General features: G+C 64.1%; 13 protein-coding genes. 3 read left to right on the top strand and 10 right to left on the bottom strand.

Translation table 11 applies throughout. From position 1 onward, the window contains the following. Positions 1-954 precede the first annotated feature (954 nt). The 9 genes from NVB75_RS32230 to gspG form a co-directional block, all read right to left on the bottom strand. Positions 955-13,551 carry a filamentous hemagglutinin family protein gene (locus tag NVB75_RS32230; protein WP_258345010.1) on the bottom strand — a complete coding sequence of 4,199 codons (12,597 nt, stop codon included), beginning with the start codon at positions 13,549-13,551 and terminating at the stop codon, positions 955-957. A gap of 203 nt (positions 13,552-13,754) precedes the next feature. Continuing rightward, complete coding sequence (locus NVB75_RS32225; RefSeq protein WP_258345009.1) at positions 13,755-14,921, bottom strand: substrate-binding domain-containing protein; 1,167 nt, start codon at positions 14,919-14,921, stop codon at positions 13,755-13,757. Between the two features lie 482 nt (positions 14,922-15,403). Further along, the gene (gspF, locus tag NVB75_RS32220) at positions 15,404-16,615 is read right to left on the bottom strand and encodes a type II secretion system inner membrane protein GspF (RefSeq protein ID WP_258345007.1); all 1,212 of its coding nucleotides are present in this window, start codon (positions 16,613-16,615) and stop codon (positions 15,404-15,406) included. Continuing rightward, positions 16,615-18,033, bottom strand: coding sequence for a type II secretion system ATPase GspE (gene gspE / locus NVB75_RS32215; protein WP_258345006.1), 1,419 nt, complete (start codon positions 18,031-18,033; stop codon positions 16,615-16,617). Before gspE ends, gspF begins: the two co-directional genes overlap by 1 nt. Positions 18,034-18,545: 512 nt before the next feature. Beyond that, the gene (gene gspD / locus NVB75_RS32210; RefSeq protein WP_258345005.1) at positions 18,546-20,870 is read right to left on the bottom strand and encodes a type II secretion system secretin GspD; all 2,325 of its coding nucleotides are present in this window, start codon (positions 20,868-20,870) and stop codon (positions 18,546-18,548) included. Beyond that, positions 20,867-21,391, bottom strand: a complete 525-nt coding sequence (locus tag NVB75_RS32205) for a type II secretion system protein M (RefSeq protein ID WP_258345003.1) — start codon at positions 21,389-21,391, stop codon at positions 20,867-20,869. The genes gspD and NVB75_RS32205 overlap by 4 nt, the downstream gene beginning before the upstream one ends. After that, complete coding sequence (gene gspL, locus NVB75_RS32200) at positions 21,384-22,508, bottom strand: type II secretion system protein GspL (RefSeq protein WP_258345002.1); 1,125 nt, start codon at positions 22,506-22,508, stop codon at positions 21,384-21,386. The genes NVB75_RS32205 and gspL overlap by 8 nt, the downstream gene beginning before the upstream one ends. Then, complete coding sequence (gene gspK, locus NVB75_RS32195) at positions 22,505-23,452, bottom strand: type II secretion system minor pseudopilin GspK (RefSeq protein ID WP_258345001.1); 948 nt, start codon at positions 23,450-23,452, stop codon at positions 22,505-22,507. The genes gspL and gspK overlap by 4 nt, the downstream gene beginning before the upstream one ends. Positions 23,453-23,460: 8 nt before the next feature. After that, complete coding sequence (gene gspG, locus NVB75_RS32190; protein ID WP_010173458.1) at positions 23,461-23,898, bottom strand: type II secretion system major pseudopilin GspG; 438 nt, start codon at positions 23,896-23,898, stop codon at positions 23,461-23,463. 148 nt (positions 23,899-24,046) lie between these two features. On the opposite strand from gspG, the gene gspI reads away from it, so the two are divergent. Continuing rightward, a complete protein-coding gene (gene gspI, locus NVB75_RS32185; RefSeq protein WP_258344998.1) occupies positions 24,047-24,445 on the top strand; it encodes a type II secretion system minor pseudopilin GspI in 399 nt (132 codons plus the stop codon). On the opposite strand, the gene NVB75_RS32180 is transcribed toward gspI, so the two are convergent. Next, positions 24,432-24,863: a type II secretion system protein N gene (locus NVB75_RS32180; RefSeq protein ID WP_258344997.1), complete on the bottom strand. Its 432-nt coding sequence runs from the start codon at positions 24,861-24,863 to the stop codon at positions 24,432-24,434. The two genes, gspI and NVB75_RS32180, sit on opposite strands and share 14 nt — an antisense overlap. 85 nt (positions 24,864-24,948) lie before the next feature. Here NVB75_RS32180 and gspH point away from each other — a divergent pair, with 85 nt between their 5' ends. Together gspH and NVB75_RS32170 are read left to right on the top strand one after the other, a co-directional pair. Then, entirely contained in the window at positions 24,949-25,401 is a 453-nt protein-coding gene (gene gspH / locus NVB75_RS32175; RefSeq protein WP_063029136.1) for a type II secretion system minor pseudopilin GspH, read from the top strand. Then, positions 25,394-25,990 carry a type II secretion system protein GspJ gene (locus tag NVB75_RS32170; protein ID WP_258344996.1) on the top strand — a complete coding sequence of 199 codons (597 nt, stop codon included), beginning with the start codon at positions 25,394-25,396 and terminating at the stop codon, positions 25,988-25,990. Before gspH ends, NVB75_RS32170 begins: the two co-directional genes overlap by 8 nt. Positions 25,991-26,669 lie beyond the last annotated feature (679 nt).

The raw sequence follows: 26,669 nt of genomic DNA, 5'->3' as shown, positions 1-26,669 counted from the left end.
AAGCAAAAGCAAGAGCACAGCGGCCTACCGGCCGGCTTGAGTGTTGAAGAGCAAAATCAAAAGCTAAAGCGGGCACGGTCAAAAATGTGGGAGCGGGCTTGCTCGCGAAGGTCGTTAACGATGACGCGGGCATTCTGAATGAACGCGGCGCTCTCAGGTTTTTCGCGAGCAAGCCCGCTCCCACAGAAAAGCAGATCTGTTTTCGCTCTGGATCTTGCCTCTGCTTTTAACACTCAGGCCGGCCGGGAGGCCGCTGTGCTCTGCTTTTGATTTTGATTTTGATCTGCGGGCCCCGTCAACCGCGATGGCCTGTTGAAGAGCAAAAGCCAAATCAAAATCTAAAGCGGGCACGATCAAAAATGTGGGAGCGGGCTTGCTCGCGAAGGTCGTTAACGATGACGTTGGCATTCTGGATGAACGCGGCGCTCTCAGGTTTTTCGCGAGCAAGCCCGCTCCCACAGAAAAGCAGATCTGTTTTCGCTCTGGTCTTTGCTTTTGCTTTTAACACTCAAGCCGGCCGGGAGGCCGCTGTGCTCTGCTTTTGATCTGCTTTTGATTTTGATCTGCGGGCCCCGTCAACCACGATGGCCGCAAGCAGGCACGGTGGAGCGGGTAAATCGGCAGGGATGCCGATTTAGCCGCGCCGGGCCATGGATGGCCCGTCGCGGCGGCCCGCGGAATCGGGCCGGAGTGCGGGCATGCCGAGCCTAGGCGAGGCACCGAGTGGTGGGGCAAAGACCTTTTGGTTACTTTTGGGGCGTTTGCCAAAAGTGACCCGCTGTAAGAGCGGAACCATAAGTAGCCGTTATCGAAGAAACGGATATGTACACAGTAATCCCCCCGCTCACCAAAACCGGCAAGACGTTCGAGCCCCTCAAGGCCCCACCGTAACCGAGACAAAAAAAGGGGCGATCAATGATCACCCCAAATACAACGAGAGGTCCTTTTCTAAACCTACAAACTGATCTGCTGGCGCTCGTCATCGGTCAACCGCGCCCGCGCCTGGTCACTCAATGGCCCAGCCCCCAGCACCTGCACCGGGCTGTTGGGGTTGTAGCCCGGCGCCCGGCTCGCGTCCTCATGCCCGCGCTGCACCGGCTCACTGCCAAAACTCAACACCTCCACCGTGACAATCGACGCCCGGCCCTGCCTGGCCGCCGCCTGCTGGCTACGCGCGGCATCTTCCGCCGCCTGGGACGCCGCTGCACCGGCCGCACTGGCCGAACTCATCGCCCCAGTATTCACCGCCGCCGACACCGGCACCCCGGACGACTTGCCCTGGGTCTGAATGTTCGCCGCGTTCACCACCCGCAACGCGGCGATGTTGATGTTGCCCGAAACCCGAATCCCCGCCTCGCCCGCATCGATGGTGCCCAGCGGCGCGATCAGGTCGATGTCCCCCGCAGGCACTTCAGGAATCGGATTCAACGTCGCAATCCCCGCCCCGGTACTCGGCACCGCCGGCGACAGGGTCACGTTGCCCCAGTTGTCATAGACACGCTTGGGCGGCGTGTACACCACGGTGGTCTTGGAACCGCGACCGGCGTTGATGTCGCCCTCGCCGGACCAGCCCATGATCGAGCCGCCGAAGGTGGTCATGATGCGGCTCTGGCCCAGCAGGATGCTGCCCATGGAATACAACTGGATATCCCCGGCGCCCTGGGTGATCACACCCGCCGTGGACGGCGGTGCCGCGCCTTCGATGCCGAAGGTCTGCCCGCCACCCGGGGTCAGCATCTGGATCGAACCACCGAAACGGGTATGCACACCGGAGCCGCCGAACAGCGTGATATCGCCCTTGTAGGCAATCGGATTGCCGGCCACGTCCTTGTCCGGGAACAGCGCGGCAATCGCCGCCCGCCCCCGTACATAACTGCCCTGGCGCACGCCGCCCACTGCGTTGTACTCACGGCCTGCGGCCTTGAGTTCAGCGAAGTAAACCTCACGGGCGAACACCCGTTGTTGTTCAGCAGGCAGCGCGGCGTAAACCACACGGGCCTGCTCGCGAGTGCCGACGAAACCGAAGCGCTCGGCGAGCCAGGTGACCAGTTCGTTCTCATAGGTCTTGGCGACCTTGCCGCCCTGGATCGACAGGGCTTCGCCTGGCTGAACAAGGTTGGCCGGATCAAGGTACGCCTCGACAAAGCGCCGGTAATCCGGGCCGTTGGGACCCACGCCTGCTTGCATGACGATGCCCGCGCCGGGGCGATTGTCGCCCGGGACCACGGGCCCCAGGCTGGTGATGCTGACTTCGCCCCCCTTCGCCGGATCACGCCCGGACATCAGGATATTGCCGCCCGCCGTCACCTCCAACAGACCGGGGCCAGCCACCTGGAAGTTGCTGTACAGAATGTCGCGCCCGGCGGAGACGATGGAAATGTCATTGGGGTTGTTGTGGATGAACAGGTTGCCGGTGGATTGGACGCTGTCGGCACTGACGATGCGATCAAAGCCGCTGCCACTGCTGACAATGTCCCGGCCCGCCATCATCCATACCGCCCCGCCGCCTTCGTACCAGGTCTGCCCCGAATGAAGCGCTGTAGGCGCGTCGTTAAAGGTAATGACCCGACCACTGCTGACACCCACCATATCCCCGGTCAACGCATAGAAACGCGAAGGTTCAGAAGAGGTATGAGCGCCAGCCGAGGCACTGGCAGAACCAAACGCAAACAGTGGCAACGGCATACCCGCCCTCACCGGGTTTCCGCCGGCCGACAGGTTGCTGCCATCCGCCAGTACCTGGCCGCCAATCTGCCCGACAAAGGCAGGGTTCCAGGGGGTCGCCAGGGTACCTGGGCTGGCTGTCGAAGGTGAGACAAACAGGCCGCCGGCATAGATCGAGTCCTGGGCCAGGAACTGCAATTGCCCATTCGCGCCGGGGGCGAGTAACAACGGCGCACGGTAGAACAAATCCGAGGTCTGGTCAGTGGCTGCCTTGCCATAGTAGAAACTGCCGCTCGCGGCCGTGGCACGAAGAATCGAGGGGTAGACCACTGCCAGGTCGGACGCGGCGCCCGCCGTGACCGGAGTCAGATTGCCCCCGGCGGAAAACAGGTCGACGGCGGTACGGTCGGTCCATAACGAGAACCAGCTGGTGCCTGTTCCGTGCTCGTCGCCACGGGTGAAAGACGCGTTGTTCAGCAACACCACACGGCCCGGATCGACCACGTTTTGCAGCACCAGGTCGCCCAGGGTCGCGAGGCTGAAGGTGGCGTCGCCTGGCGCCAGGGTCATGCCTGCGGCAGCTAACCCGCGGGTGGACTGGAACGGATCGAATGCCCGGGTTTCACCGGGGCTTTGGTTGCCGGCATTGCTGCCGTAGCCCAGGTTGATCTTGCCCAGTGCGCCGCTCTGCAACTGGGCATTGCCGCGCAAGTCCACCAGCACGCCGTTCTGCGCCGAGCTGGTCAGGTCACTTCCGGCGTTAAGTGCGCCACCTATATGCACGCGCAAATCACCGCCACCGGTCAACTGCAGGCTGCCGTCTGCAGCAACCCGTCCGGTACCGCCGACCGCCAGTACCAGCCCCTGGCTGCGCGGGTTGGCACTGGACAACATGGCGTTGCCGGCCATAGGCGCGAGCAGCCCGGCAGCGCCTGCAACCTGCACGTTCACATCACCGCCACCCAGGGTCCCAAAGCCGGTGAACCCGATCAGTTTGTCAGCCCGGTCGGCACCACCGGCCTCACTGTCGGCGACGAAGGTGCCGAAGTTGATCCACCACGCGGTCGGCTGAGCCTGGCCACCGGTGTTAACTGCGCCACTGCCCTGGCGCCAGAGCCAATTGCCGATGTCCGCGGTATCGGTGCCTGCGTCCAACGGGTCAGGCCGGAACACACCGCTGGCCAGTGACCCGACAATGTTCCCGGTGAGGTTGCCGCCGACGTTCAGGCTCAGATTGCCGCCGCCCTCCGGGTACCAGGCACGGTACAGGCTGTCGGTGCCGCCGTTGACGAACTGTTCGAAATAGCTGTTGGTGTCATTCAGTACGGTGCTGCCTGTAGCCAGGGCCCGGGGCTGGTTGTAGGGGTCCCCGGGCCGGGTCGCCGTGGAAGAGGTACCGGCGGTGTAGACCCCGTACAGCGAGTCCATGCTCAAGTCGCCGGCGCTCAGCAGTTGCAGGTCCCCGGTACCGGTACGGATCACGCTGAAGCGCGTGCTGGAAGGCGTCGCCCCATACTCCTTGGCATTCTGTGCCAGGCAGTAACTCGGCGTATCGGTACAGAAACCGTCGACGGAAGGTATCTCGTATTGGTCCAGGAACTTCTGCTCGATGGGGGTTCCCGCCTTGACGAAGATGCCGCTCAAGGCAAGTTCTTCCTCGGCCGCCTTGGTCCAGACGTAGTTGGTTTTGATCGCGCAGAATTCCGGGGTATCGGAGCAGAAGGACTCGATCGTACCGCCACCCAGCGCGTCGAGCACGGCCTGGTCGATCGGGTCGCCCTCCTTGACCTCCACGCCCAGGCTCGCCAGCACTTCCACCGAGGCCGCCGTCCAGGTCTGTACGCCCTTGAAGGGCAGTTCCTTGGCGAACATGCCGTAGTGACTGTCGGCCAGGCGCAAGTCGCCGCTGTGCGGATGGGCTTGCAACAGGCGGCTGTCGGAAGCCTCGGTGTCTGCCCCCGCCACCAGGCGCAGGGACCAGGATTGCGAACCCTCGGCGAGCATCGGCGAAATGGCCCACTGCTTGCCTTGGCGCCCCGCTTCCTCCGGACGCAGTTGCACGGAGGTGACGCCGTCCATCAACTTGACGTTGGTCCCGGAAGGAATCAGGGCACCCCGTGGCAGCACGACGTTGCCATCGAGGGTCACCACATTCCCGTTAGGATTCGCCGCCTGGAAATTCGTCGGCAACGGCACGCCCTTGGGCCATGTCATCGCCTTTAACAGGGTGTTCTGAGTCAGCAGCGTGCCGGCCTCCAATTGCGTGCCTGCCACCAGGGTCTGCGCCTGATCGAGCAGGGTCCCGGCGGCGAACAGCAGTTTGCCGCTGCTGTCGAGCACAGCGGCTGCCAACACGGTGCCGGCGGGTAACTGCAGATTCTGGTCCAGCGTGGCTCGCACCGGCAAACGGGTGCCGCCCGCCACACCGACCGCCTTGATGGGCAGGTCGTAATTGAGCACCGTGCCCGCCGGGAAGGCTGTGCCGTCGGCCAGCGTCACACCGTGCCCCGGCACCACGATATCGCCACCGGTGAAGTCAACGCCTGGCAAGAGCACCCAACCTTTGTCGTCGACTGTCTCGGGCGGCGGGGCGAAGCCGTCGTTGATGCTGCCATAGATATTCAGGTCGCCACCGGCACGCAAAATCAGGCTGCCGGATTCACCCGAGCCATACACCGAAGTTTTCCGGCTGCTGGGGTTCAGGCTGGCATAGCGGTAGCCGGAGAGGTCCAGGTCGCCCTGCACCACCAGGTCGCCGTCCGGCGTATTGCTGACGATTTCCACCCCGGGCCGCAGGTGGAACGCATCGGCGTAGGTGGCGTTATTCAACCCGGCGAGCTTGTTCTGCAGCAGGTCATTGTTAAGCAGCGCAGCGTTGATAAACGCCGTGCTCAGGACGTGCTTGCTGTCCAGGTAAGCCTGGTCGATCACCTGGTACGGCCGCCCGCTGGCGGCAGGCTCGGTATTGACCGGGGCATCGTCGTAGCGGGCCATGCCGTTGAGGGTGATCGAGCGTGCGCCCTGGATAGCCAGATGGCCTCGCGCATCAATAGCGATATCATTGCTGCTGCCGTCGGCATTTACCAGCCGGGGGGCGCTCAGCTCCAGGGTGCCGCGGTTGCGACCGTCGTTGCCCTTCACCGCACCCGTGCCGTGGCGCAGATCGATACGCACGCCGTCCGCCAGCGTCAACAGGCCGTTGCCGGAACCCAGCACCACCATCGCGCGGTTCGGCGAGTCGATGATCTTGCCGTAGCTGTCCACCCGCAGCGCGCTGCCATGGGCGTCCAGCACGGCGCTGCCGTCCAGGGTCAGGCCGTTCTTGCCCGCCAGGTTGATACTGCCGACCCGCTCGCCACTGGCGTCCACCAGGCCGGTGACCCGCAGGCTGCCATTGTCCACGGAGACGTTGATGATGCCGGCCTTCAAGCCATTGCCGATGGTCAGGTCGCCCTGCTTGAGCTGGAAGCTGCGGGTACCGAATACCTGGCCCTGGTTGAGGCGCTGGTTGAGGTCGGCGAACTGCTGGTCCAGAGACCCGCTGTTGCCCAGGCGCTGGGCCTGGATTTCCACGGTACCGGCCTCGTAGGGCATGGAGGTGCCGCCGGCGTCGTAATTGCCGCTGCTGCTGGCGAGGACCTTGCCTTGCAGGTCAACGATCCCGCCCGCCACATCCGTGGCCACGGCCCGCAGCTTGCCGGCCCGGTTGTGGGTGGCAGACAGGTCAATAGTGGAGCCCGCCGCCTGGAAAATATTGCCGCTGACGCTGTCCAGCAGCACATCACCGCCCCAGCCGTACTGGGTCACATCGTTGAACGCCATGGCGCGACCGGCGACGTCGATCAACGCCGCGTCGGTCAGTACCACATCGCCACGAGCACCGAGGCTGACTTTGCCGCTGGGCAACACGACCGCACCGGCCAGGCGAATGCTCTCGCCTTGCAGGGACAGCTCCGCGCCATAGCCGTCAGCGGTGCCACGCGGGCCCGCCGAGGCAGCCACATCAATCGCCCCGCCTGCGGTGATACGGTTGAGCGAGCCGCCTTCACCGGTCATCAACGGCGTGAGGATAGTGAGATTTCCGCCGCTGTACTGGAAGCCTTTCACCGGGTCATAGCCGCCCTGGCTCTGATACACCGACAGGCTGCCTTTGTGGTTGGCGGTGATGCGTTCGCTGGCATTCAGGTTGACGTTGGCAAAGCCCAGCGCCAGGCGGTCGAAGCTCTTGGTGCTGCTCGGCTGGGCGAAATCGCCATACCCCAACTCGATGCGCTCGGCGATGATATCCAGGCGCCCGCTGCCGGTGCCCGCACCGCCCGCCACCACCGCGCCCGGCGGTGTATTCGCGCCCTGCCAGATCAGGTTGGCGGTGTGGATGCTTGCCACATCCCCGGCACCTCCGGCGCCATAGATCGCCGGCGTCGACAGCATCAGGTTGCTCAGCAGCGACTTGCCCGTCAGCGGGTCGTAGGTGTCCAGCGAGGTGCTGCCGTAGAAATTGAAGCCATCGCGGGCCGAGAGTTGCAGGGTTTCCAGGGCCGGCGCGCCGAACTGGGTATCGCCGCGCAGTAGCCGATTGAGCAGGGACTGGCTCAGCGTCAGGCCGGCGGGCAGGCGATTGCCGGCTGCCGCCGCGGCCAGGGCCTCGACGCTGCCGACGTTGATGGTGTTCACCCCGAGGTTGAGGTGACGGGTGCCATAACGCACCTGATCACCCAGCTGGAAGGTGTTGTCGGTCAATGCCACGATGCTGCCTTCGGAGTACAACCCGGTTTGCCCGTTGCACGTGCCGCTGGCGCACACGCCGATCTTGATCCCGCCGCTGATCTCGCCTTGGGTCTTCGGCGCGCTGATCGCGTTGAGCAGGCCGTTGGACACCGCCAGCAGGTTGGCAACCTGATAGATAAACCCGTCACGCGCGTCGTAACTGGCCTTGCCACGGCCAATGGCATTGATCGACGCGCCCTGCTCCAGGACGATCGCCCCGGTGTTACTGACCAGCAACACCTCCGGCGCGGCGAGTGTGGCGCCTTCCCGCAGGGTGATGCTGCTGGTGGGGTAATTGAGGCCGCCCGCCAAGACGATATAGTTGCCGGACTGCCCGTATTGCACCTGGGTCATGCCGCCTACGATCAGGCGCGAGGCCCCCAGTGCATTGAGGCTGTCGGCCTTGTAGGTAATGCCGTTGAAGCCTGCCGTGGCCGCCTTGTCGGCCGCCACCACTTCGATACCGACGCCGGTTGGCGCGATCACCGACACGGTGCCGCCATAGCCACCGGCAGCGGCGTCAAAACGACCGGTGCCGGCGAACGAGAACGCGTCTGCGCCGTTGCCTGGGCGAAGCGCCAGTTTCAAGGTCCGGGCATCCACCTCAAGCATGGGGCGCGGCACGCCTTGCTTGACCGCATCGGCCATGGCGAACTTCGCGTAACCGGTTTCGTTGTACTGGGAGTAGCGGCGCAGGGTGTCGGCCGAGGTCAGGATCAACTGGCTGGCCACGCTGTCACTGATGGATGTAGTGGCGATCGACAGCCGCCCGGCGGTGGACCAGGAGCCATTGCGCATCAACTGGGTGGCCGTATCGCTGCCCTGCCCGGCCAAGCCGTTGATCTCGACGCGAAACGCCCCTGGCATCAACGCGTAGGTGGAGGGCATCAGGGTATAGGTACCCGCCGGCAGCCCTGGCACGCCGGCGCCGATGGTCACTTGCTGGCCGATCAACGGAGTAACCGCACCGCCTTCCGCCGCGATCGGCGCGGCCCCGGGCTGCACACCGGGTACGATCGCGTAGATCGGGTTGGTCCCCAGGCCCGGCAAGACAAAACTGCCATTGGCTCCAAACTGCACCAGCGGGCTATAGCGCGCATCCGTAGAGCCACCGCGGCCTGAAACGAACCCGGCTCCCAACAGCTCGCCGCCACCGGACAGGTCCAGGGTGGCATCGGGCAACACCGCCACCGACTTGCCCCCCAGAATCACCCCCACGCTGAGGTCGTTGCCCCCCGGCGCGATACCGCCCTGACCGATAAAGCTCAGGGTCTTGCCGTTGTATTTGTAGACCTGCCCATCGAGCGTGCCGCCATAGGGCAGCACCAGCCCCTTGCCGCTCACCGAGGTCACGCTGCCGGGCAACAACTGCACCTGGTTGCTGCCCAGGCTGCCGATGTCGATCAGCCCGAGGGGCGCCCGCACCACACCGCCCTGACGCACGGTGGCCGCACCCAGTTGCAGGCGTCCGAATGCAGAATACGGGATGGCCGCGTCAGCCAGACCGCTACGGCCGATGCTCAACGTACGGGACGGGTCGAAGGTAATGTTGTTGCTATTGAGTTCCCCCAGGTAGCCGGCGATCACCCGCGCACTGACTTCAGTGCCCGGGTACAACTGCGCGGCGCGCAGGGTCATGTCGCCCTGGGTCAGCAACTGGGTGCTGATGCCTGGGGTAATCGCGTCCTTGTCGGCCCCGGCGAGAAAGCGCAAATCGCCCTGGCTGGTCAGTTGCACCTGGTCGAAGCCTCGACGCTCAAGGCCCACCAGCTGGTTATTGGCCTGAGGCACATTACCCTTGCTGCCAAACATCACACTGCCGCGAACATCCAGCAGGTTGGCGCTGGCATTGAACTGTGCTTCGGTAGCCCGCAACGATGGCTTGGGCAAAACCGACACCGCACGCACATAGCCTTCCTTGACGTCTATCGGGGCGAGCATGCCGGCCAACAACACATAGGGTGCCGACAGGTTGATCCTTGAGTTGGCGGCAGCCCGCTCACTGAGCCCATAGGCGCCGCTGTACAAACGCAGGCTCTGGCCCATGTTCAACGAAACGTCGCCATCAAAACTCAGCAGGCCGTTACTCAGCAGCGCCAGATTATCGAAGCCGCCGGCCGTGACTTGATCAACGCCAAGGCGCCCATGGCCATATTCCAGGCTGTCGGCGGCGAGTTCCGCAGTACCCGGCAAGACGCCGGCCTGATGGGTCTGGCCGAGCATCAGTTCCCGGGCCTTCAGCACCCGGGCGCTGGCGAAGCTCTTGTTGTAGTACGGGCTCTCCAGGGCCACCGACAGCGTACCGCCCGCCGCCCCAGCGCCACCGGCCCTGGCATTGAAACTGCCGTCCAGGTACAGGCCGTTGTTGGAGGCCAGGCTGATGCCGCCGCCGTTACTGGCGACCGGCACCACGCCTTGCCCTGGGACATTCAGCAATGCCTGGGTACCGGAGGCGTCCAACCGCGCGCCCTCGCGCACCACCACGAATACGTCACCGGCCTTGGCAATGCCGGTGGACAGGTCGATGTCGCCACCGATACTGATCTTGCCGCCATCACGCACCTGGCCATAGTTGCGACCACGGTTGTCGACGGCGGTCGCCGCGCGGGCTGCCACGTCGATCACCGCGTGCTCGCCCACCCAGATAGAACGGCCATGGCCGGCGGCATTGCCCTGCTCCGACGACTGTATGGCCAGGCCCTCCAGGCTGACGCTGCCACCCCACGCATTCAGCGTACCGTCCATGGTCAGCTGACCAATGCTGCGCAGGTTGATGGCCTGGCCTGGGTCAACAGTGATCACTGCGCCCTGCCCCACGGTCAGGGCGGTGGTTGCCAATTGCGCGGCGGTGGCGTTTAACTCGCCAGCCGTCAGGGCCAGGCTTGCGCCACGGCGTTGGGTCAACACGCCCTTGGCCGCATCCTGCTGATACAACTCGGGGGTCCAGCGTTTCATGACGCTATAGGCATCACGGCTGCCGGGTAAGGTCGCAGCGTCTTCATCCAAACGGTAAACCGGTACCGTGACATCCACCTGGGTGCCGTCGGCGACGATCAGCCCTTCATTGCCAGTGATGTCGTAGGCCGAGAACCCTTTGTTAAAGAAATCCCCGGCGAGTTGCAACGTATCGGCCCGGGGTGCACCGCTACGGTCGCCGATCAGGACGTTATTCGCCTGCAAGGCCAGGGTGCCGCCGCCATTCACGCCATAGCCACGAATTTCACCGCCCAGCGCCAGCGCCCCCAGCCCACCCAAGGTGAGGTTACCGCCCTTGCCGCCGCTGACCTTGCCATCCAGGCCAACCGTGGCGCCGGACGATACGTCCACCACGCTTCCGGCCGCCAGGCGCACATCGCCGGTACTGCGCAGCGACACCTTGCCGCCGTTGATAGAGGCCACACCGTCATTGGCTGATGGGTTCAACGCCAGATTGTTCCAGCGTCCGGAGCTGTCCAGCTTGACCCCGGTGGCCACATCAAGCCGTCCGTTACCGGCCAGAATCACATCGCCAACCACGTTGGAGCGATCGAGGTCGACCTGATTGAGTAGGTTGCCCGCGTTGATGCTGCCGCCGTGGGCCGTCAGGTTGGCATTGACCGAAACCCGCGGCCCGAACAGGGTGATGTCGCCGCCATCGGCCACGCTGAGTGCGCCATTGACGTCAATCTGCTGCTTCGCGCCGACCTTGATCGCGCCCAACCGATAGCCATTGAGTTGCTCGCTGTCGAGGACCAGCTTGCCCTGGCGCCCGGCCGGCAGCGCCGTGGTCAGGTCCAGGCCATCGGCGATTTTCTGCGTGGCGCTTTCGATCGACACCTGATCGATGGTCGGGGCCAGGGCATAGCGCAGCGTACCGGTGCTTTTGTTGTAGATCGGCGTGTACTGGCCAATGATCAGTTGCGCCCGCTGGGCCATCGCCTTCTGCGACTGCTGATAACCGTCGAGGTTGATAGTCGGCGCCTGGGTCTGGCGATCACCCTGGAACACATCGCTGACCAATTGGCCTTCCAGCACTGCATTTCTGGTACCCACCACCAGCTTGCCGGCGTCGCGGCCCACGGTATAGCCCGCTTCAAAGCGGCTCTGCTGGGCCACAAGCGGGTTGTAGTAATAATCGGTGCGCCCCCAGCGGGTGCTGGTGTCTTCAAACCCCTTGTAGATCCCTGAGTAGAGAATGTCTCCCGGGGCTTTCGACAGCTCGTAGAGCTGGCCATCCGGCCCCTTGAGCCAGGTCTGGCGGATGTAGCCGGCCTGCACATCGACGGTACCGCCCGACAGATTGATCTGGGCCCCCTGCTGGGTCACCACGTCCTTGCCGGTGAACGTCACGGTGCCGCCCTGGGCCATCCACTCGCCGATCGAGTGGCCCTGGGTGCCCAGGTAACCGCCAACTTCCAGCAGCCCGCCAGCGGTGTACCAGCGGTCCGTCGCGTAGCCGTTGGTGCCGGCCGGGACGAACACCAGGTCCCGCAGGTCGACCCACACGTCGTTGTTGATCAATTGCCCGCCGTCACGGTTGACCGGCGCATCGCGCTGCTCGTTGCCCTGCACGTTGATCTTGATGTTGTTGGCTTCCATCGCCACCTTGACGCCAATCGCGCCGGACACATCCATCATCGCGCCGTCGCGCACCAGGCTACGTTGGCTGGCGCTGACGGCCACTTGGCCGCCGGTGGCCAGGGTGATCGAGCCGTTCTGGAAATCCACGGTGCCGCCGCTGACGATCTCGATCCGCGACTGGTCGGTGCGGTCGGCCACCGTACTGAGGTTGTTGAACTGGCCGGTGATCAGGTTGGCGGGAAGGCCGTCGAGCTTGCTCAGGCCATTGTCCTTCTGGCTGTTGAGGGCGGTGCTGCCGCTGGCGTCCAGCAGGATCGCCGTGGTGCTGCCCTCGCCCAGGGTCACGCTGCCGGTGGCATCGCTGGCGGCGTTGAGCAAGTGAATCGTGCCACGGGTATCCACCGAGGTGCTGGCCAGGGCCACGCCGTTCTGCTGCACCTGGTGCCCGGTGAGGGTGATGTCGCCGGTCGAGGCCATGATCAGGCCGCTGTTGCTGACCTTGCCTGACGTGCTGCCGGCCTTGAGGCTGGTGGCCACTTCATTGCCACGGGTGGTGGAGCGGTCGTTGCCGGTGGTGCCGACGCCTTTGCGGATATAAAAACTGTCGCCGGCGGCCAGGGTGGCCTGGCCCTTGGCGGTGATGATGCTGCCGGCGTTCTCGACTTCAGAGCCCAACAGCAAGGCATAGCCCCCGGCGTCGGTGGAGGTGGCCGGGTTGTGAGTCTGGATCAACGCGCCGCGCTGCACCTCGACCTTGCCCGCCGCGTCGGTGAAGGTCGGCTGGGTGCCGTTGGCATCCACATAAATCCCGCGCTGAGTGAACTGCTCATCGGTGAGGGTGGCAGCCGCCGCCACCAGGTTGCGCACATTGACCTGGCTGCTGCCGCTGAAGATCACCCCGTTACGGTTCATGATCATCACCGTGCCGGGGGCGTTGATCTGGCCCTGGATTTCGCTGGGGCGTGCGCCGGGATCGTTGACGCGGTTGAGCACGGCCCAATTCGATTGCTGTTGGAAATCGACGGTGGTGTTGCGTCCGACGTTGAAGGTTTCCCAGTTGAGGATGGCCTTGTCGGCGGTCTGCTCGATGCTGACAGTGGTCTTGCCACCGGACTGGCTCTGGGTCGGGCCCTTGGCGTTGGTCCAGCCCTGGGTCAGGCTGTTGTCCACCTGCAAGCCGCCCTTGCCGAGGCCGTCAGGAATCGTCGAGACCTGGCCGAGCGCCGCTTGCCGGCCAGCGGCCTGCGCCGCCTGCTGGGCCGCAATCGCCGCGACACTGTTGTTGAGCGTGCTGATGGAACGCGCCAGTTGCTGGTTTACCCGCGCCTGCTGATTCAACGACGGAACCCCCGGCACCTGCGCCCCGTTGAGGCGGGCCGCCGTCGCCGCCTGGGAGGCGCCCTTATCGGAAAACCAGCCGGAGCTGAACGCTGTCGCCGCGTGGGCGCTGCCTGCCACCATGAACAAGGCAATCGCTTGGGCCACTGGCTTGAGGCGCAGGATCGTCTGGCCGCCAGGGCCTTGGGCATTCAGGTTGACCGGTGGTTTGCAGCGGACCATCAGGAAGCTTCCTTCTTTGTTATTGCCCATGGGGAACTGGCGACGTGTGTCACGTATGGGAGTTAGGCGGTTGGCGAGGGGCGCGACTGAACTTCTGTCATGGAAAGTTCATGTAAGGCTGCTAGCCCGGGTGCAAACGCAAAAAATCAGCAACGGCACAGGCCGTTGCTGATCAGGTGTTGCAGGTCGCTGAAAGCTTGGGGTTACAGCGGACGACCGATGGCGTTGCAGATGTTGGACTTGCCGATGCTCAGGTCGTTGGTAGCGGTGACGAAGGTGTCACGAATCGCGGTTTTCCAGGCTGCTGGCAGTGGCACGAAGCGGTTGTTGTTGATGGCGTTGTCGTTGTTGGTCAACGTGCTGGAACCGTAGTGGCGAGTGAAGAACGCACGGACCTGCGAGGTTTGAGTGGCGTCGACGTAGCACTGGCTGAACACCAGGTTGGTGAAGCCCAGGATTGGGTAACCGGTGGTTGGGTAAACCACTACGCTTGGATCAGAAGGGTTGGTAGCAGCAGCAAACACCGGCACCCAGGCGTTTGGATTGCTGCGGTTGGCGACAGCTGGAACCGGCACGGCAGCGATGGCGGCCGACACGTTGGCAGGCGCAGGGGAAACACCGGCAACCTTGGCGACTTTGGTGGCGTCATCCAGACCGGCCAGGGTTGGCGCAGCGTAATCCGGGCTCATGTAGGTGATGCCGCCATCCTGGCCACTCAGCGCGGTCATGACGCCCTGGCTGCCGGTAGCAGCTACAGCGCCTGCCGGTGCGCCAGTACCATAGCTGGACGAGAAGGTAGTGGTCACGGCGAAAGGCAGTGCTTCAGAGCACTTGGCGTTGAGGAAGCGCGTGAAGAGTTCAGTAGTGCCGCTGGACTCGCTGCGGTACACCACGGTGATAGCGCCGGTACGGCCGGAACCGCTGATCTGACCCCAGTCACTCACACGGCCGGAGAACACGCCACACAGGTCACTGACGCTCAGGTTGACGGCGTTGGCACCGGCCTTGTTGAACGGAATGGCAACCGAAGTAGCCACCGACGGTACCTGGATCAACGGACCCCAGGCAGTGTTGTGGGCCGCCACGTAGCCATCCAGCTCAGTCTGGGTCAGCTTCGAGTCGCTGCCGGCCCAGTGCACGTTCTTGGTGCCGGTCCCGAACTGGCTGTAGTCGTTGTTCAGGAACGCCAGTTTGCCTTTGCCGCTGCCCACACCGATGTACGGGGCGAAACCGGCAGTCAATACGCCGGAGGTCTGGTACAGCGGTTGTGGCAGGGTGGCGCCGCCGCCGTTGATGTCTGCCATGGCAGCCTGGGCCGAGCACAGTGCAGCGAGGGTCATGGATACCGCGAGAACGTTGCGCTTAAACATGAAGAAGCTCCTTTCGTCGTGTTTGTACGTTGGGGTAGATGACGCTATGGCTTCGGTCCCAGGCCGTGGTTCGGGGGTAGCGAGGGGTGAGGCCATGGGTATGAAATTTCGCAGTATCCGATGACAGCAAAAGGAAAAAACCTCGGGAGGAACGGCTTGATTTCTAAAAAGATTCTCGGGTGTTTTGGTCATGCTTCTGGACGGTTTGGAGGTGAGATGACAGCGGGGTTTCAGCGCGGATTTCGAGTTCCGGGCTGGAGGCGTTACGGGCCGTGTGGCGGGGTTGGGCAGATGACAGAATGAGGAACCCGAGGTTGGGACCCGCGTGTCGGGCGCACGAAAAGAGTGTTGAAGAAACGCAGTTCAAATGTGGGAGCGGGCTTGCTCGCGAAAGCGGTGTGTCAGTCAATGCATGTCGCGCCTGATCCACCGCTTTCGCGAGCAAGCCCGCTCCCACATTTTTGACCGTGTTTCGTCAGCAGTCAGGTCACCAGTTGGTTGATTTCGATAATGGGCAGCAGGACGGCCATGACGATGACCAGCACAACGGCGCCCATCACCACGATCATCAAGGGTTCAAGCAAGGCCGTCATGCCCATCGCCCGACGCTCGATATCCCGGGACAATGTTTGCGCCGCACGCTCAAGCATCGGCGGCAGGGAGCCGGTTTTTTCGCCGCTGGCGATCAGGTGGATCAGCACCGGCGGGAAGACCTTTTCCACCGCCAGCGCCGGCGCCAGATTGACGCCCTCGCGCACCTTGGCGGTGGCGTCGCTGACGCACTGGCTCAGACGGTCGTTGGACAGCGTCTGGCGCGCCGCTTCCAGGGCACGCAACAACGGCACACCCGCCCCACCGAGAATCGCCAGGGTCGAGGCAAAACGCGCCGTGTTGAGCCCCAGCACAAAGCGCCCGATCAGCGGCAGGCGCAGCACCCGGCTGTGCCAGTTCAAACGCGCCACGGGATTGCGCAGGTACAGGCGCCAGCCCCAGAAGCTACCCACGATCCCGGCAAAACACAGCCAGCCCCAGGCGCGGATAAAATCACTGGCGTTAAGCATCGCCAACGTCAGCCCCGGCAGGTCCTGGCGAGCCTGGGAAAACGCGCTGACCACCTGCGGCACCACATAGCTGAGCAGGAAAATCACGATGCCGATGGACACCAGCCCCACCACGCCCGGGTAGATAAACGCCGTGAGGATCTTGCCTCGCAGGTTGTTGCGCTCCTCGATGTAATCGGCCAGGCGCTCCATGACTTGCGCCAGGTCGCCGGACTCCTCCCCTGCGGCAATCAGCGCCCGGTAGATCGAGGGAAAATCCCGGGGCCGCGCGGCCAATGCATCGGCCAGGCGCATGCCGCTGCGCACATCGGCGCGCACCGCGCTCAAGGTCTGGGCAATGTGTTTTTTCTCGGCTTGCTCCACCGTGGCGCTTAACGCCGCCTCCAGTGGCAAGCTCGCACCGAGCAGGCTCGCCAGTTGCCGCGTGGCCCAGGCCAGGTCATTGTCCGAGAGCTTGGCACCGAACCGGCTGCCGCCACCGGCTTGCGGGTTGTTGTTCTCGATCTGCACCCGCAAGGCCGTCAGGCCTCGGCTGCGCAGGTGGGCAAAGGCGCCGCTCTGGCTGTCGGCCTCAAGGTGCCCGGACTCCAGCTTGCCGGTGGCGTCGGCGGCTTCGTAGCGGTATCGGTTCATCAGGCGTCCCGTGTTACGCGCAGAATTTCTTCGGGGGCGGTGGCGCCGCTGCGCACCCAGCGTTCGCCGTCTTCGCGCATGCTGAACATGCCGGCCCGGCGTGCGGAGGCTCTCAGGTCCTGCTCGCCGGCGCCCTGGTGGATCAGCCCGCGCAGCTCATCATCGATGCAGAACAATTCATGAATACCGGTACGCCCGCTGTAGCCGATCTGGTTGCACTGCGCACACCCGACCGGCCGCCAGGTGCCGGGCGCCGCCGGGTCTTCCTGCTTGCAGTGCGGGCACAGGCGGCGCACCAGGCGCTGGGCCAATACACCGAGCAGGGATGAGGCCAGCAGGAACGGCTCGACGCCCATGTCGATCAGGCGGTTGACCGCCGAGACGGCATCATTGGTGTGCAGGGTGGCGAGTACCAGGTGGCCGGTGAGCGAGGCCTGGACCGCGATTTGTGCGGTCTCCAGGTCGCGGATTTCGCCGATCATGATGATGTCCGGGTCCTGGCGCAGAATCGCCCGCAGGGCCAGGGCGAAGGTCATGTCGATCTTGGCGTTGACCTGGATCTGGCTGATGCCCGGCAGGTCGTATTCCACCGGGTCTTCGACGGTCAGGATATTGCTGGTGCTCGCATCCAGCCGGGCCAGGGCGGCGTAGAGGCTGGTGGTCTTGCCGCTGCCGGTGGGGCCGGTGACCAGCACGATGCCGTGGGGTTGGCGGATCAGGCTGTCGAGTTTGCCCAGCACGGCAGGGTCCATGCCGAGGGTTTCCAGTTGCAGGCGGCCGGCTTGTTTGTCCAGCAGGCGCATCACCACACGTTCGCCATGGCCGGTGGGCACGGTGGAGACGCGGATGTCGATGGGACGACCGGCGACGCGCAGGGCGATGCGGCCGTCCTGGGGCAGGCGTTTTTCGGCGATGTCGAGTTGGGCCATGATCTTGATGCGTGAGACCAGGGCGCCGTGCAGGGCTTTGCGCGGGGACACGACGTCACGCAGGGTGCCGTCGACGCGGTAGCGCACCACGGAGTGGGTTTCGTAGGGTTCGATGTGGATGTCGCTGGCCTCGTCGCGGGCGGCCTGGGTGAGTAAGGCGTTGATCATGCGGATCACCGGAGCGCCGTCCTGGGTGTCGAGCAGGTCGGTGATTTCGGGGATGTCTTGCATGAGGCGGTCGAGGTCGACTTCGTTTTCGGCGGCGCCCACCACGGCGGCGGCGCTGCCGGTGTCGGCGTAGGCGCTGGCCAGGAGGCCGTCGAGTTCGTCGTCGCGCACCTGGATGAGGTGGGTTTGGCCGAACTGGCGGTAGACCTCGCTGATGGACCAGCCGGGGGTTGAGGGGCAAATGGTCAGCGTCGGGCCCTGGGTTCCCGGGTGAAGAAGGATGCGTTGGGATTTGGCCCAGGCGTAAGGCAGGAGGCTCATGCTTTTGGGCTTCGTTTGGTTGAGTACATATCCATTCCTTCGGTAACGGCTTCGATTGGTTCCGCTCTTACAGCGGCTCACTTTTGAAGAGCGCAAAAGTAAGCAAAACGCTCTTGCCCCACCACTCGGCACCTCGCTTGGGCTCGGTGTGCCCTCACTCCGGCTTTGGACCGTGGGCCGCCGCGATGGGCCATCCTTGGCCTGGAGCGGGTAAATCGGCAGGGAAGCCGATTTAGCCGCGCCGGGCCATGGATGGCCCGTCGCGGCGGCCCGCGGAGCCGAGCCGGAGTGCGGGCATGCCGAGCCTAAGCGAGGCACCGAGTGGTGGGGCAAAGACCTTTTGGTTACTTTTGGGGCGTTTGCCAAAAGTGACCCGCTGTAAGAGCGGAACCCTAAGTAGCCGTTACCGCAGCAACGGATATGTACTCCGCCCAAAAATAAAAATCGTCTGCCAGCCCCCCATCGCAGCCTCGCTAAAGCTCGACAGCTCCCACAGGCGTACGCCATAACCCTCACCGCCGCCCCCCAGAAACCGGCACCGCCCGAATCACCGCCCTAACCCCCTGCGCCTCGGGAATCGCCTTATCCACCGAAGGCAACTGCGGCGCCTGCACATCCGGCAGCGCCCAACTGCGCTCCGGCTGCAACCCACCCTGAGCCCTGCGCATAAACTCATAGCGATTCAGCGTAATACTGCGCCCCGCCCCACTGTCGCGAATAATGTAAGGCCGCAAAAACACCATCAAATTCGTCTTCGTCACACTGCGTTTTTCATTCCTGAACAACGCCCCCAACCCGGGAATATCCGACAACCAAGGCACCGCGTCATTACTCTGGCTATACCCATCCTGCAACAGCCCCCCGAGCACCATGATCTGCCCGTCATCCAGCAAAATACTCGTATCAATCGCCCGCTTGTTCGTCACCGTCCCGGCATCCACCGAAGCCCGCGTGTCGACACTGCTGACCTCCTGATAAATATCCAGCTTCACCGTCCCCCCCTCGGAAATCTGCGGCCGCACGTTCAGCTTCAGCCCCACCTCCTCCCGCTGTACCGTCTGGAACGGGTTATTGCTGGTCCCCCCGCCACCGGTCACATAACTGCCCGTGACGAAAGGAATCGTCTGCCCCACAAAAATACTCGCCGCCTCGTTATCCAGGGTCAGCAGGTTCGGCGTCGACAACACATTCGTTCCGCCCTTGCTCTTCAACGCCCGGGCCAGCACCTTGAGGTCCAGCACCTTGCCGATCCCCGGAATATCCACCGTGCCGTCCACCAGCCCGATGTTCAAACCCTTGGGCAACACATCAATGCTGGTCTTGCTGGTGGGGGTTCCATTCAAGCCGCTGCCCCCCAGGTTCACCCCGCCAAAGCCCCCCTTCCCGCCCAAGTTCCCCGCTTGCCACTGCACCCCGAACTCGCTGGCATCGTCCTCGCCCACTTCGACGATCAGGCTCTCGATCACCACCTGGGCGCGACGCTGGTCGAGCATGTCGATCACCTCCCGCAGGTTGCGATACAGCGGGTCCGGCGCGGAGATCAGCAAGGTGTTGGTGGTGGCGTCCGCCTGGATGGTCACACCACCGGCGCTGAACGCGGTGTTCTGGTCGCTGGAGGACGAAGCACCGGCGGCACTGGTGTCTTGCCCGTAACCGCTGGGCTGGGCAGTGCCGCTGCCGGTGGGAGTGCCGCTGCTGTTCTGGGTGCTGCCCTGGCCGGTCTGGGTGTTGCCGCCCATGCTGCTCAACTTGCCGCGGGCATTGTCACTGGTACCGGTGTCGCTCTCGCCAGTGAGCAAGCCCCGTAGCGACTGCGCCAACTTGCCGGCCTGGGCGTTGCGCAGGTACACCACGTGCATATTGCTCGGGTTGCTCTGGGCATTGTCCAGCTTGTAGATCAGGTTGCGCGCCAGCTCCGTGCGCTCCGGGCTGCCGGCGCGGATGATGATGGAGTTGGAACGCGGGTCGCCGATCACGCTGATTTTCTGGGTCTGGTCGGCGCCCTGGGTTTCGAGGAGTTCCGAGACCATGGCGGCGATGTCCACGGCGATGCCGTTCTGCACTTTCACCACGTCGGTGTCGATGGCGCTCGGGGTGTCGATGCCGTCGATGATCTGTGCCACCCGTGCAAGGTTTTCTGCGTAGTCGGTGATGACGATGCTGTTGTTGCCGGGGTAGGCGTTGATCGGGTTGTTCGGCGACACGATGGGGCGCAGCACCGGGATCAGGTTTACCGCGTTTTCGTATTGCAGGCGGAAGGTGCGGGTTTGCATGCCCTGCCCGCCCGGGTTGGCGCCACTGTAGATCGGCCCGCCCAACAGCTTCGCGTCTGCCTCCGGCACCACCTGGGCCACGCCGCCCACGTCGACCACGCTGAAGCCTTGCATGCGCAGCGCCGCCAGCAGCATGTCGTAGGCTTGGTGCGCCGGTACCTGGCCTTCGCTGACCAGGGTCAGGTTGCCTTTCACCCGTGGGTCCACCAGGAACTGCTGGCCGGTGGCGCGGGACAAGGCGCGCACCACGGCCTGAATATCAGCGTCGACGAAGTTCAGTTGCACCGGCTGATCGCCCAACGGGTTGCGCGCCTTGGCCGGGGCGGTGGAGTGGCTGCGGGCACTGTTGGTCACCGGGTGTTGCACTCGGGCTGGCGGCACCGGTTCGCGCTGGCGATCCAGCGGGGTGTCGCCGCTGCGCCGGGTGTCGGCCAGGGGCTGGCCGAGTTCGCTGTCCACCAGCAGCGGCGTGGGCGATTGGGGATTGCTGCAGGCTCCCAGCGCCAGCAAGAGCAAAGGGGCGACCTTGCGATAAGGCGCAGCGTTGGGCAATGACCACTTCATGAAGCTTCCTTAGCGCCAGGCGCCTGATCCATGCGAACGGTCCCGGACAAAGTGCCGGCCGAGTTTGAAGGGGTGGCAGCGCCTGCGCGTTGCAGGCGGGCCTCGGAGACTTCCAGGGAGAACGGCCGGGGGTTGGCCAGCAGCCAGTCGATCACGGCATCCGCCGGGGCCTCCTCGAAGGTCAGGCTCCAACTGCCGGTGTCCTGCGCCTGCAATTGATAGCGGCCCTGTAGCCCGGCGTTGTCGAGGGACAGGTGCAAGGCGGTTTCCAGGTCATTGCTGCGCGGGGTTGCCGCGACGCCTTGCAGCAGCACCTGCAAGGCCTCGGCCTGACTGCGCAGTTTCGGGGTTTCGGCTTGCCAGTAATCGATCTTCTTCAGCGGTGGCTGGATCAACAGCAACCAGGTCAGCAGCCCCGCCAGCACCAGGCCGGCGCCCACCAGCAGACGTTTTTCACGCACGGCCAGACCGTTCCAGAACACCTGGGCCCGGCTACGCAGAAGCTGCCAGCGCTTATTCATCTTCGGCCTCATCATCTGCATCGGCATCGGCATCGGCTTCAACGCGCTCGGCGAGCGGGCCGACTGTCCAGCCCTGGTCGTCGCGGGTGGCGCTGAACCCGGCCTGGGCCAGCAGCGCCTGCCCGTCAGCCGCCAGCGCCGGACTGCGGGTGTCGGGCAGCAGGCTCACCTGCAAACGACCTTGCTCGTAGCTCAGGCGCTCGACAGCGCCCGCCATGGACGGCAAGCTGCTACCCGCCAGCGCCAGCAAGCCAGTAAAGCGCTGGCCCGGCTCAGCCGCCGCGCCACTCTGGCGTGCGGCCAATTGCTGACGGGCTTGTTGCAGCGGGTTGAGAATCACCGGCAGCTCGGGAAAGGCCTGGCGCACTTGCTGGCTCATCTGCGCCTTGAGGCGCTGGCCTTCGTCGACCTGGCGGGCGGCGTAGAGGTTCAGGCCCAAGGTCCAGATGGCGACCGCCAGCGCCGTGCACGCCGCCGCCCTGCCCCAGCCACCGGTGGCCGCCTGCTGAAGCCGACCGTGCAAACCCCAGCCCGGCAATGGCCCACTCCAACGAACCTCGCCAGTCACTTGATGGACATCGACGCCGGTGGCGAGCAGATCATCCAGCGCGGGCTGTCCCAAAGGATGCACCGCACCCTGCTGGACACTGAGGCGCAGCAGCAAATGCCCGTCGCTGAATGCCGCGCTCGGTTGCTCGCTGACTGGCAACGCATACGGCGCCGGGTACAGCCCGCGCACTTTGATTTTCAGCTGGGTGGTTATCCGGCCCAGGTGTTCAAGGCTGCTTTTGGGCAACCAGCCGACCTGCACCAGCCCGCTGCTTTCCCGCGGGCCGTGGGCCACATGCATCGATTCCAACGGGCCAAGGATCAATGCCTGAGCCGCGCAGATCACTGCATCGTCGACCTTGGCGGAGGGCAATTGCGGCAGCTCCAGGCTGGTCAGCAGGCTGTCCCGCGGGTGCAGAAAAAACGCCGCCGGGTTATTCGCCAGTTGCGTCAGGCTGCCCTGGCCTTGCTGGCTGACCTGCCCCACCCGGTCCAGCCAGGCGAACTGCACCTGGCTCTCGGGGGTGAGTTCATCCAATGGCGGCAAGCCGATTCGTAAACGCTTCATACGCCCACCCGCGACCAGATAACCTGGGGCTGACGGTCTTCGGGGCGATACAGCAACGCCTCCAGCGTGACCCGACGCTGTTCGCGACGGACCTGGCCCTGCAGGCGAAACCACTCACTGGTGATTCCCACCTGCACCGTGTCCACCGCGACCTGTGGCATGCGCAACCGGTTGACGAAATCCCCGCGATTGATAAACCAGCGCCCGCCGTCGCGCTCGGCCACCAGCGCCTTGGCCTGCGACAGGCTGAGGCCCGGCACCACGCTACTGAGCACCTCGGGGCTGGCGGTATTGCCGTTGACCCAGGTATTGCCGGGCAGCACGCTGACGTAGCTCGCCATGCGCCGCAGTTGGCGCGGGTCGAGGCCTTCGATGCCACTGAGGTCGGTGAGGCTGCGCAGCATCGGGTACTTGGCTGGAATCAATGGCGCCGCTGCACCGGGCGAGGTATCCCGGCTGCTGTTGAAACCGCCGGTGAGTGAGGCGGTGACCTCGCGCTGGTCGTATGAGTCGATCACCCGCCGGCTGATGCGGCGGCTCACGGCCGGGTCGATGCCGATCAATTGGCACAAGCGCTCGAAGCTCTGCAATTGCCCGGCGTCCGGGTGTTGTTGGGTCACCAGATTGCGCAGGTTGAACTTGCCCTGCTCATCCTCAATCCGCCCCTCGAAAGCACCGCCGAGGGGGCGTGCCCACGGTTGATCGAGCCGGGTCAATACATCCTGACGGCGCGCATCCCACAGGAGTTGGCGACTGGTTTCCAGGCCGCCATTCAACAACCATTGCCCCTGGATACGCAGTTGTTCGGCTTCCAGGCTGCGGGTGAACACGGTCTGCCGGGTGAGCATGGCACCGGCAATCACCGCAACCACGGCCGCGATCAGCAAGGCACTGATAATCGCCATGCCGCGCTGCTTCGCCGCTGGGGGCGAATGGCTGTTCATCGCCGGCCTTATAACTGCCAGGAGCCGATATCGGCATTCACGCCGTCACCATCGGGTTTCCCGTCGGCGCCGAGGGAGAACACATCCACTTCGCCGTTGGCCCCTGGGTTGAGGTAGTGATAAGGGTTGCCCCACGGGTCGTTGGGCAGGCGTTCAAGGTAGGCGCGCCAGTTGCTGTTTTTCGCGTCGGCCGGGCGCTCCACCAGCACCTTCAAGCCCTGGTTCATGCTGGGATACGAGCCGTGGTCGAGGCGGTAGAGTTTCAGGGCCTGCATCAGCCCGCCAATGTCCTGTTTGGCGGCCGTGGCCCGCGCCTGGTCCGGGCGGTCGAGCACCTTGGGCACCACCAGCGCCGCCAGAATCCCCAGGATCACCACGACCACCATGATCTCGATCAAGGTGAAACCACGCTGCCTGCGTGGGGAGGTGAAGTGTGCGATATCCATCTCGACATTCCTTGGCTTGAGTGCATTTCGTGGCGCAGTGTTGCAAGAACACATGTCAGTCATGTTGAAAATCCTCGGGAGCTTTGGTCGCTAATCGGTCAACTGCGGGGGCTAGTCTGCGGGCCTGATTCCCGGTTTTGAGTACGCCATGGGCGGCCCCCGCAACGAGCAAGGTTTCACCCTGATTGAAGTGTTGGTGGCACTGGCGATCATCGCCGTGGCCATGGCGGCGGCCGTGCGCGTGGCCGGGCTGATGACCACCAGCAACGGCCTGCTGCGGGACAAGTCGATGGCGCTGCTGGCGGCCCAGAGTCGCCTGGCGGAACTGCGCCTGGAAGGTCGGGTGAACCCCGGGCGAAAGACCTTTGACTGCGACCAGGGCCGGCTGAAACTGCGTTGCGAACAGACCATCAGCAACGGCCCGGATGGGCGCTTGTTCCAGGTCAGCGTGCTGGTACTGGACGCGACCCGTGAAGCGCCACCCCTGGCGCGCCTGGAAACCTTGATGGGGCGCCCGCCGGTGAAGCGCCCGGTTACTGCCGAGTGAGGCTGGGCAAGGCCGGGCCGTCGGGCAGCTTGTCGAGGGGCACGCGGATTTTTTCAGTACCACGTTCGATCTCCACGCTATTGCCTTCAATGGCCGTCAACCGCACGCCGGGGCTTAGCCGCTCACCCAACAAAAAGCTGCGGGGCGGGCCATCGTTGAGGCTGAGAATCGCCACCGCGCCACGGGCCCCGGCGAGCACCCCGGAGACCTTGATCTGCATCACCGCCGGGGTATTCGAAAACCACTGCACGGCAGGGTTGTCACTGCGGGCGGCCAGTGCCTGGGGCGCGGCTTGCGGGGTGTGGGACTCGGCCGACGTGAGCAGCAACGGCGTCCAGGTCGCCACCCCCGCCAGCGCTGCCAACAACGCCAAAGCCTGGACGCCGTGGGCGGGTGAAAAACGATGGGCGAATGCCATGGGCGGGACCTCCTGTTTGTCCGTTGCCTCAGGCTACAGGGCAATTCGCACCTTTTTATTTCAGCGGTTGATCAGGGAGCAAAAAATGAAACAGCAGGGCTTCACGTTGATCGAGTTGATGGTGGTGTTGGTGATCATCGGCATCGCCAGTGCGGCCATCAGCCTGAGCATCAAGCCTGATCCGCTGCACCTGCTGCGCAAGGACGCGGAACGCCTGAGCCAATTGCTGCAGGTGGCCCAGGCCGAGGCACGGGCGGATGGCCGGGCGATTACCTGGAAGGCGGATGCCAAGGGGTTTCGCTTCAGCCGCGTTACCGATGATGGGCTGGGGTTGGAGGACTTCAGTGGCGATCAGCAACTGCGTCCGCGGGCCTGGGACAGCACGCCGATGCAGGTGCGCATCGAGCCTGGCAAGAACCTGGTGCTGGATGCTGAATGGGTGAATCCGCCGATGCGGGTAGTGCTGTCGGATGGGCAGCACAGCCTGAGTCTGCAACGGGATGCGGCGGGGTTGTTGCGGGTGGTGAGTCATGAGTGATCAGAAGGGTTTTACGCTGATTGAGGTGATGGTGGCGATCATGTTGATGGCGGTGGTCAGTGTGATTGCCTGGCGCGGGCTGGACAGTGTGACCCGGGCTGATCAGCACTTGCAGGCCAGCAGTGAGGAGACTGAGGCCTTGTTGCGGGCGTTGAACCAGATGCAGCTGGATCTGAGTTTGCGTGCGGGGGTTGAGTTGGGCCCGCCGATTGGGGATGAGGCGCCGAAGCCTGGGGGGTTGGCGGCGGTGTCGGTGAGGAGTTCGGATAGCAAAGGGTTTCGGTTGGAGGTGATCCGGAGTGCGCCGGTTCCTGGGGATGGGTTGCAGCGGGTGCGGTGGTGGCTCAAGGGGGACACGCTGTATCGCGCGGCGGCACCGGCGCGGGATCGGTATCCGCTGCCGGCGCCCAGGGACGCGGTGGCGGTGCTTGGGCAGGTCAGGGATTTGCAGGTGCGGGTTTGGGACAAGGGGTGGCGGCAGTTGAGTGGAAATCGGCAGGATGAACCGCTGGGGGTTGAGGTGGTTCTGGTGCGGGAGACGGGTCAGGGGGTGGAGCGGTATCGGCAGGTTTTTGGGCCCTTGCGGTAGGGATTTTTGGGGGTGGTGTACATATCCGTTATTTTTGTTATGGCTGATATGGGTTCCGCTCTTACAGCGGCTCACTTTTGAAGAGCGCAAAAGTAAGCAAAACGCTCTTGCCCCACCACTCGGCACCTCGCTTAGGCTCGGTGTGCCCTCACTCCGGCTTTGGACCGTGGGCCGCCGTCATGGGCCATCCCTGGCCCAGGACGGCTAACCTGGCGTCCTGCCAGGTTACCCACGCTCCAAAGCCTGCGTTCGGCCAGCGTGGTTTAACGGGGCGCCTAAGATCAAGATCAAAAGCAAGAGCACAGCGGCCTACCGGCCGGCTTGAGTGTTGAAGAGCAAAAGCCAAATCAAAATCTAAAGCGGGCACGGTCCAAAAAATGTGGGAGCGGGCTTGCTCGCGAAGGTCGTTAACGATGACGCGGGCATTCTGGATGAACGCGGCGCTCTCAGGTTTTTCGCGAGCAAGCCCGCTCCCACAGAAAAGCAGATTTGTTTTCGCTCTGGTTTTTGCTTTTGCTTTTAACACTCAAGCCGGCCGGGAGGCCGCTGTGCTCTTGATCTGCTTTTGATTTTGATCTGACTGCCCCAATAAGCCCGAGGCCGAACGCAGGTATTGCGGAGCGGGTAAACCGGCAGGACGCCGGTTTAGCCGCGCCGGGCCATGGATGGCCCGTCGCGG

The sequence above is a fragment of the Pseudomonas sp. CBS genome (genome assembly GCF_024734645.1).
Classification (GTDB): domain Bacteria; phylum Pseudomonadota; class Gammaproteobacteria; order Pseudomonadales; family Pseudomonadaceae; genus Aquipseudomonas.
The sequence above is the reverse complement of the archived record's forward strand: the minus strand, read 5'-3'. Positions and strand labels throughout refer to the sequence as shown.

Excerpts from the sequence above, each read along its gene's own strand:
- gspL (WP_258345002.1), bottom strand. The coding sequence starts at position 22,508 with ATGAAGCGTTTACGAATCGGCTTGCCGCCATTGGATGAACTCACCCCC.
- gspK (WP_258345001.1), bottom strand. The coding sequence starts at position 23,452 with ATGAACAGCCATTCGCCCCCAGCGGCGAAGCAGCGCGGCATGGCGATT.
- gspE (WP_258345006.1), bottom strand. The coding sequence starts at position 18,033 with ATGAGCCTCCTGCCTTACGCCTGGGCCAAATCCCAACGCATCCTTCTT.
- NVB75_RS32205 (WP_258345003.1), bottom strand. The coding sequence starts at position 21,391 with ATGAATAAGCGCTGGCAGCTTCTGCGTAGCCGGGCCCAGGTGTTCTGG.
- gspI (WP_258344998.1), top strand. The coding sequence starts at position 24,047 with ATGGGCGGCCCCCGCAACGAGCAAGGTTTCACCCTGATTGAAGTGTTG.
- gspG (WP_010173458.1), bottom strand. The coding sequence starts at position 23,898 with ATGGATATCGCACACTTCACCTCCCCACGCAGGCAGCGTGGTTTCACC.
- NVB75_RS32170 (WP_258344996.1), top strand. The coding sequence starts at position 25,394 with ATGAGTGATCAGAAGGGTTTTACGCTGATTGAGGTGATGGTGGCGATC.
- NVB75_RS32225 (WP_258345009.1), bottom strand. The coding sequence starts at position 14,921 with ATGTTTAAGCGCAACGTTCTCGCGGTATCCATGACCCTCGCTGCACTG.
- NVB75_RS32180 (WP_258344997.1), bottom strand. The coding sequence starts at position 24,863 with ATGGCATTCGCCCATCGTTTTTCACCCGCCCACGGCGTCCAGGCTTTG.
- NVB75_RS32230 (WP_258345010.1), bottom strand. The coding sequence starts at position 13,551 with ATGGTCCGCTGCAAACCACCGGTCAACCTGAATGCCCAAGGCCCTGGC.
- gspD (WP_258345005.1), bottom strand. The coding sequence starts at position 20,870 with ATGAAGTGGTCATTGCCCAACGCTGCGCCTTATCGCAAGGTCGCCCCT.
- gspH (WP_063029136.1), top strand. The coding sequence starts at position 24,949 with ATGAAACAGCAGGGCTTCACGTTGATCGAGTTGATGGTGGTGTTGGTG.
- gspF (WP_258345007.1), bottom strand. The coding sequence starts at position 16,615 with ATGAACCGATACCGCTACGAAGCCGCCGACGCCACCGGCAAGCTGGAG.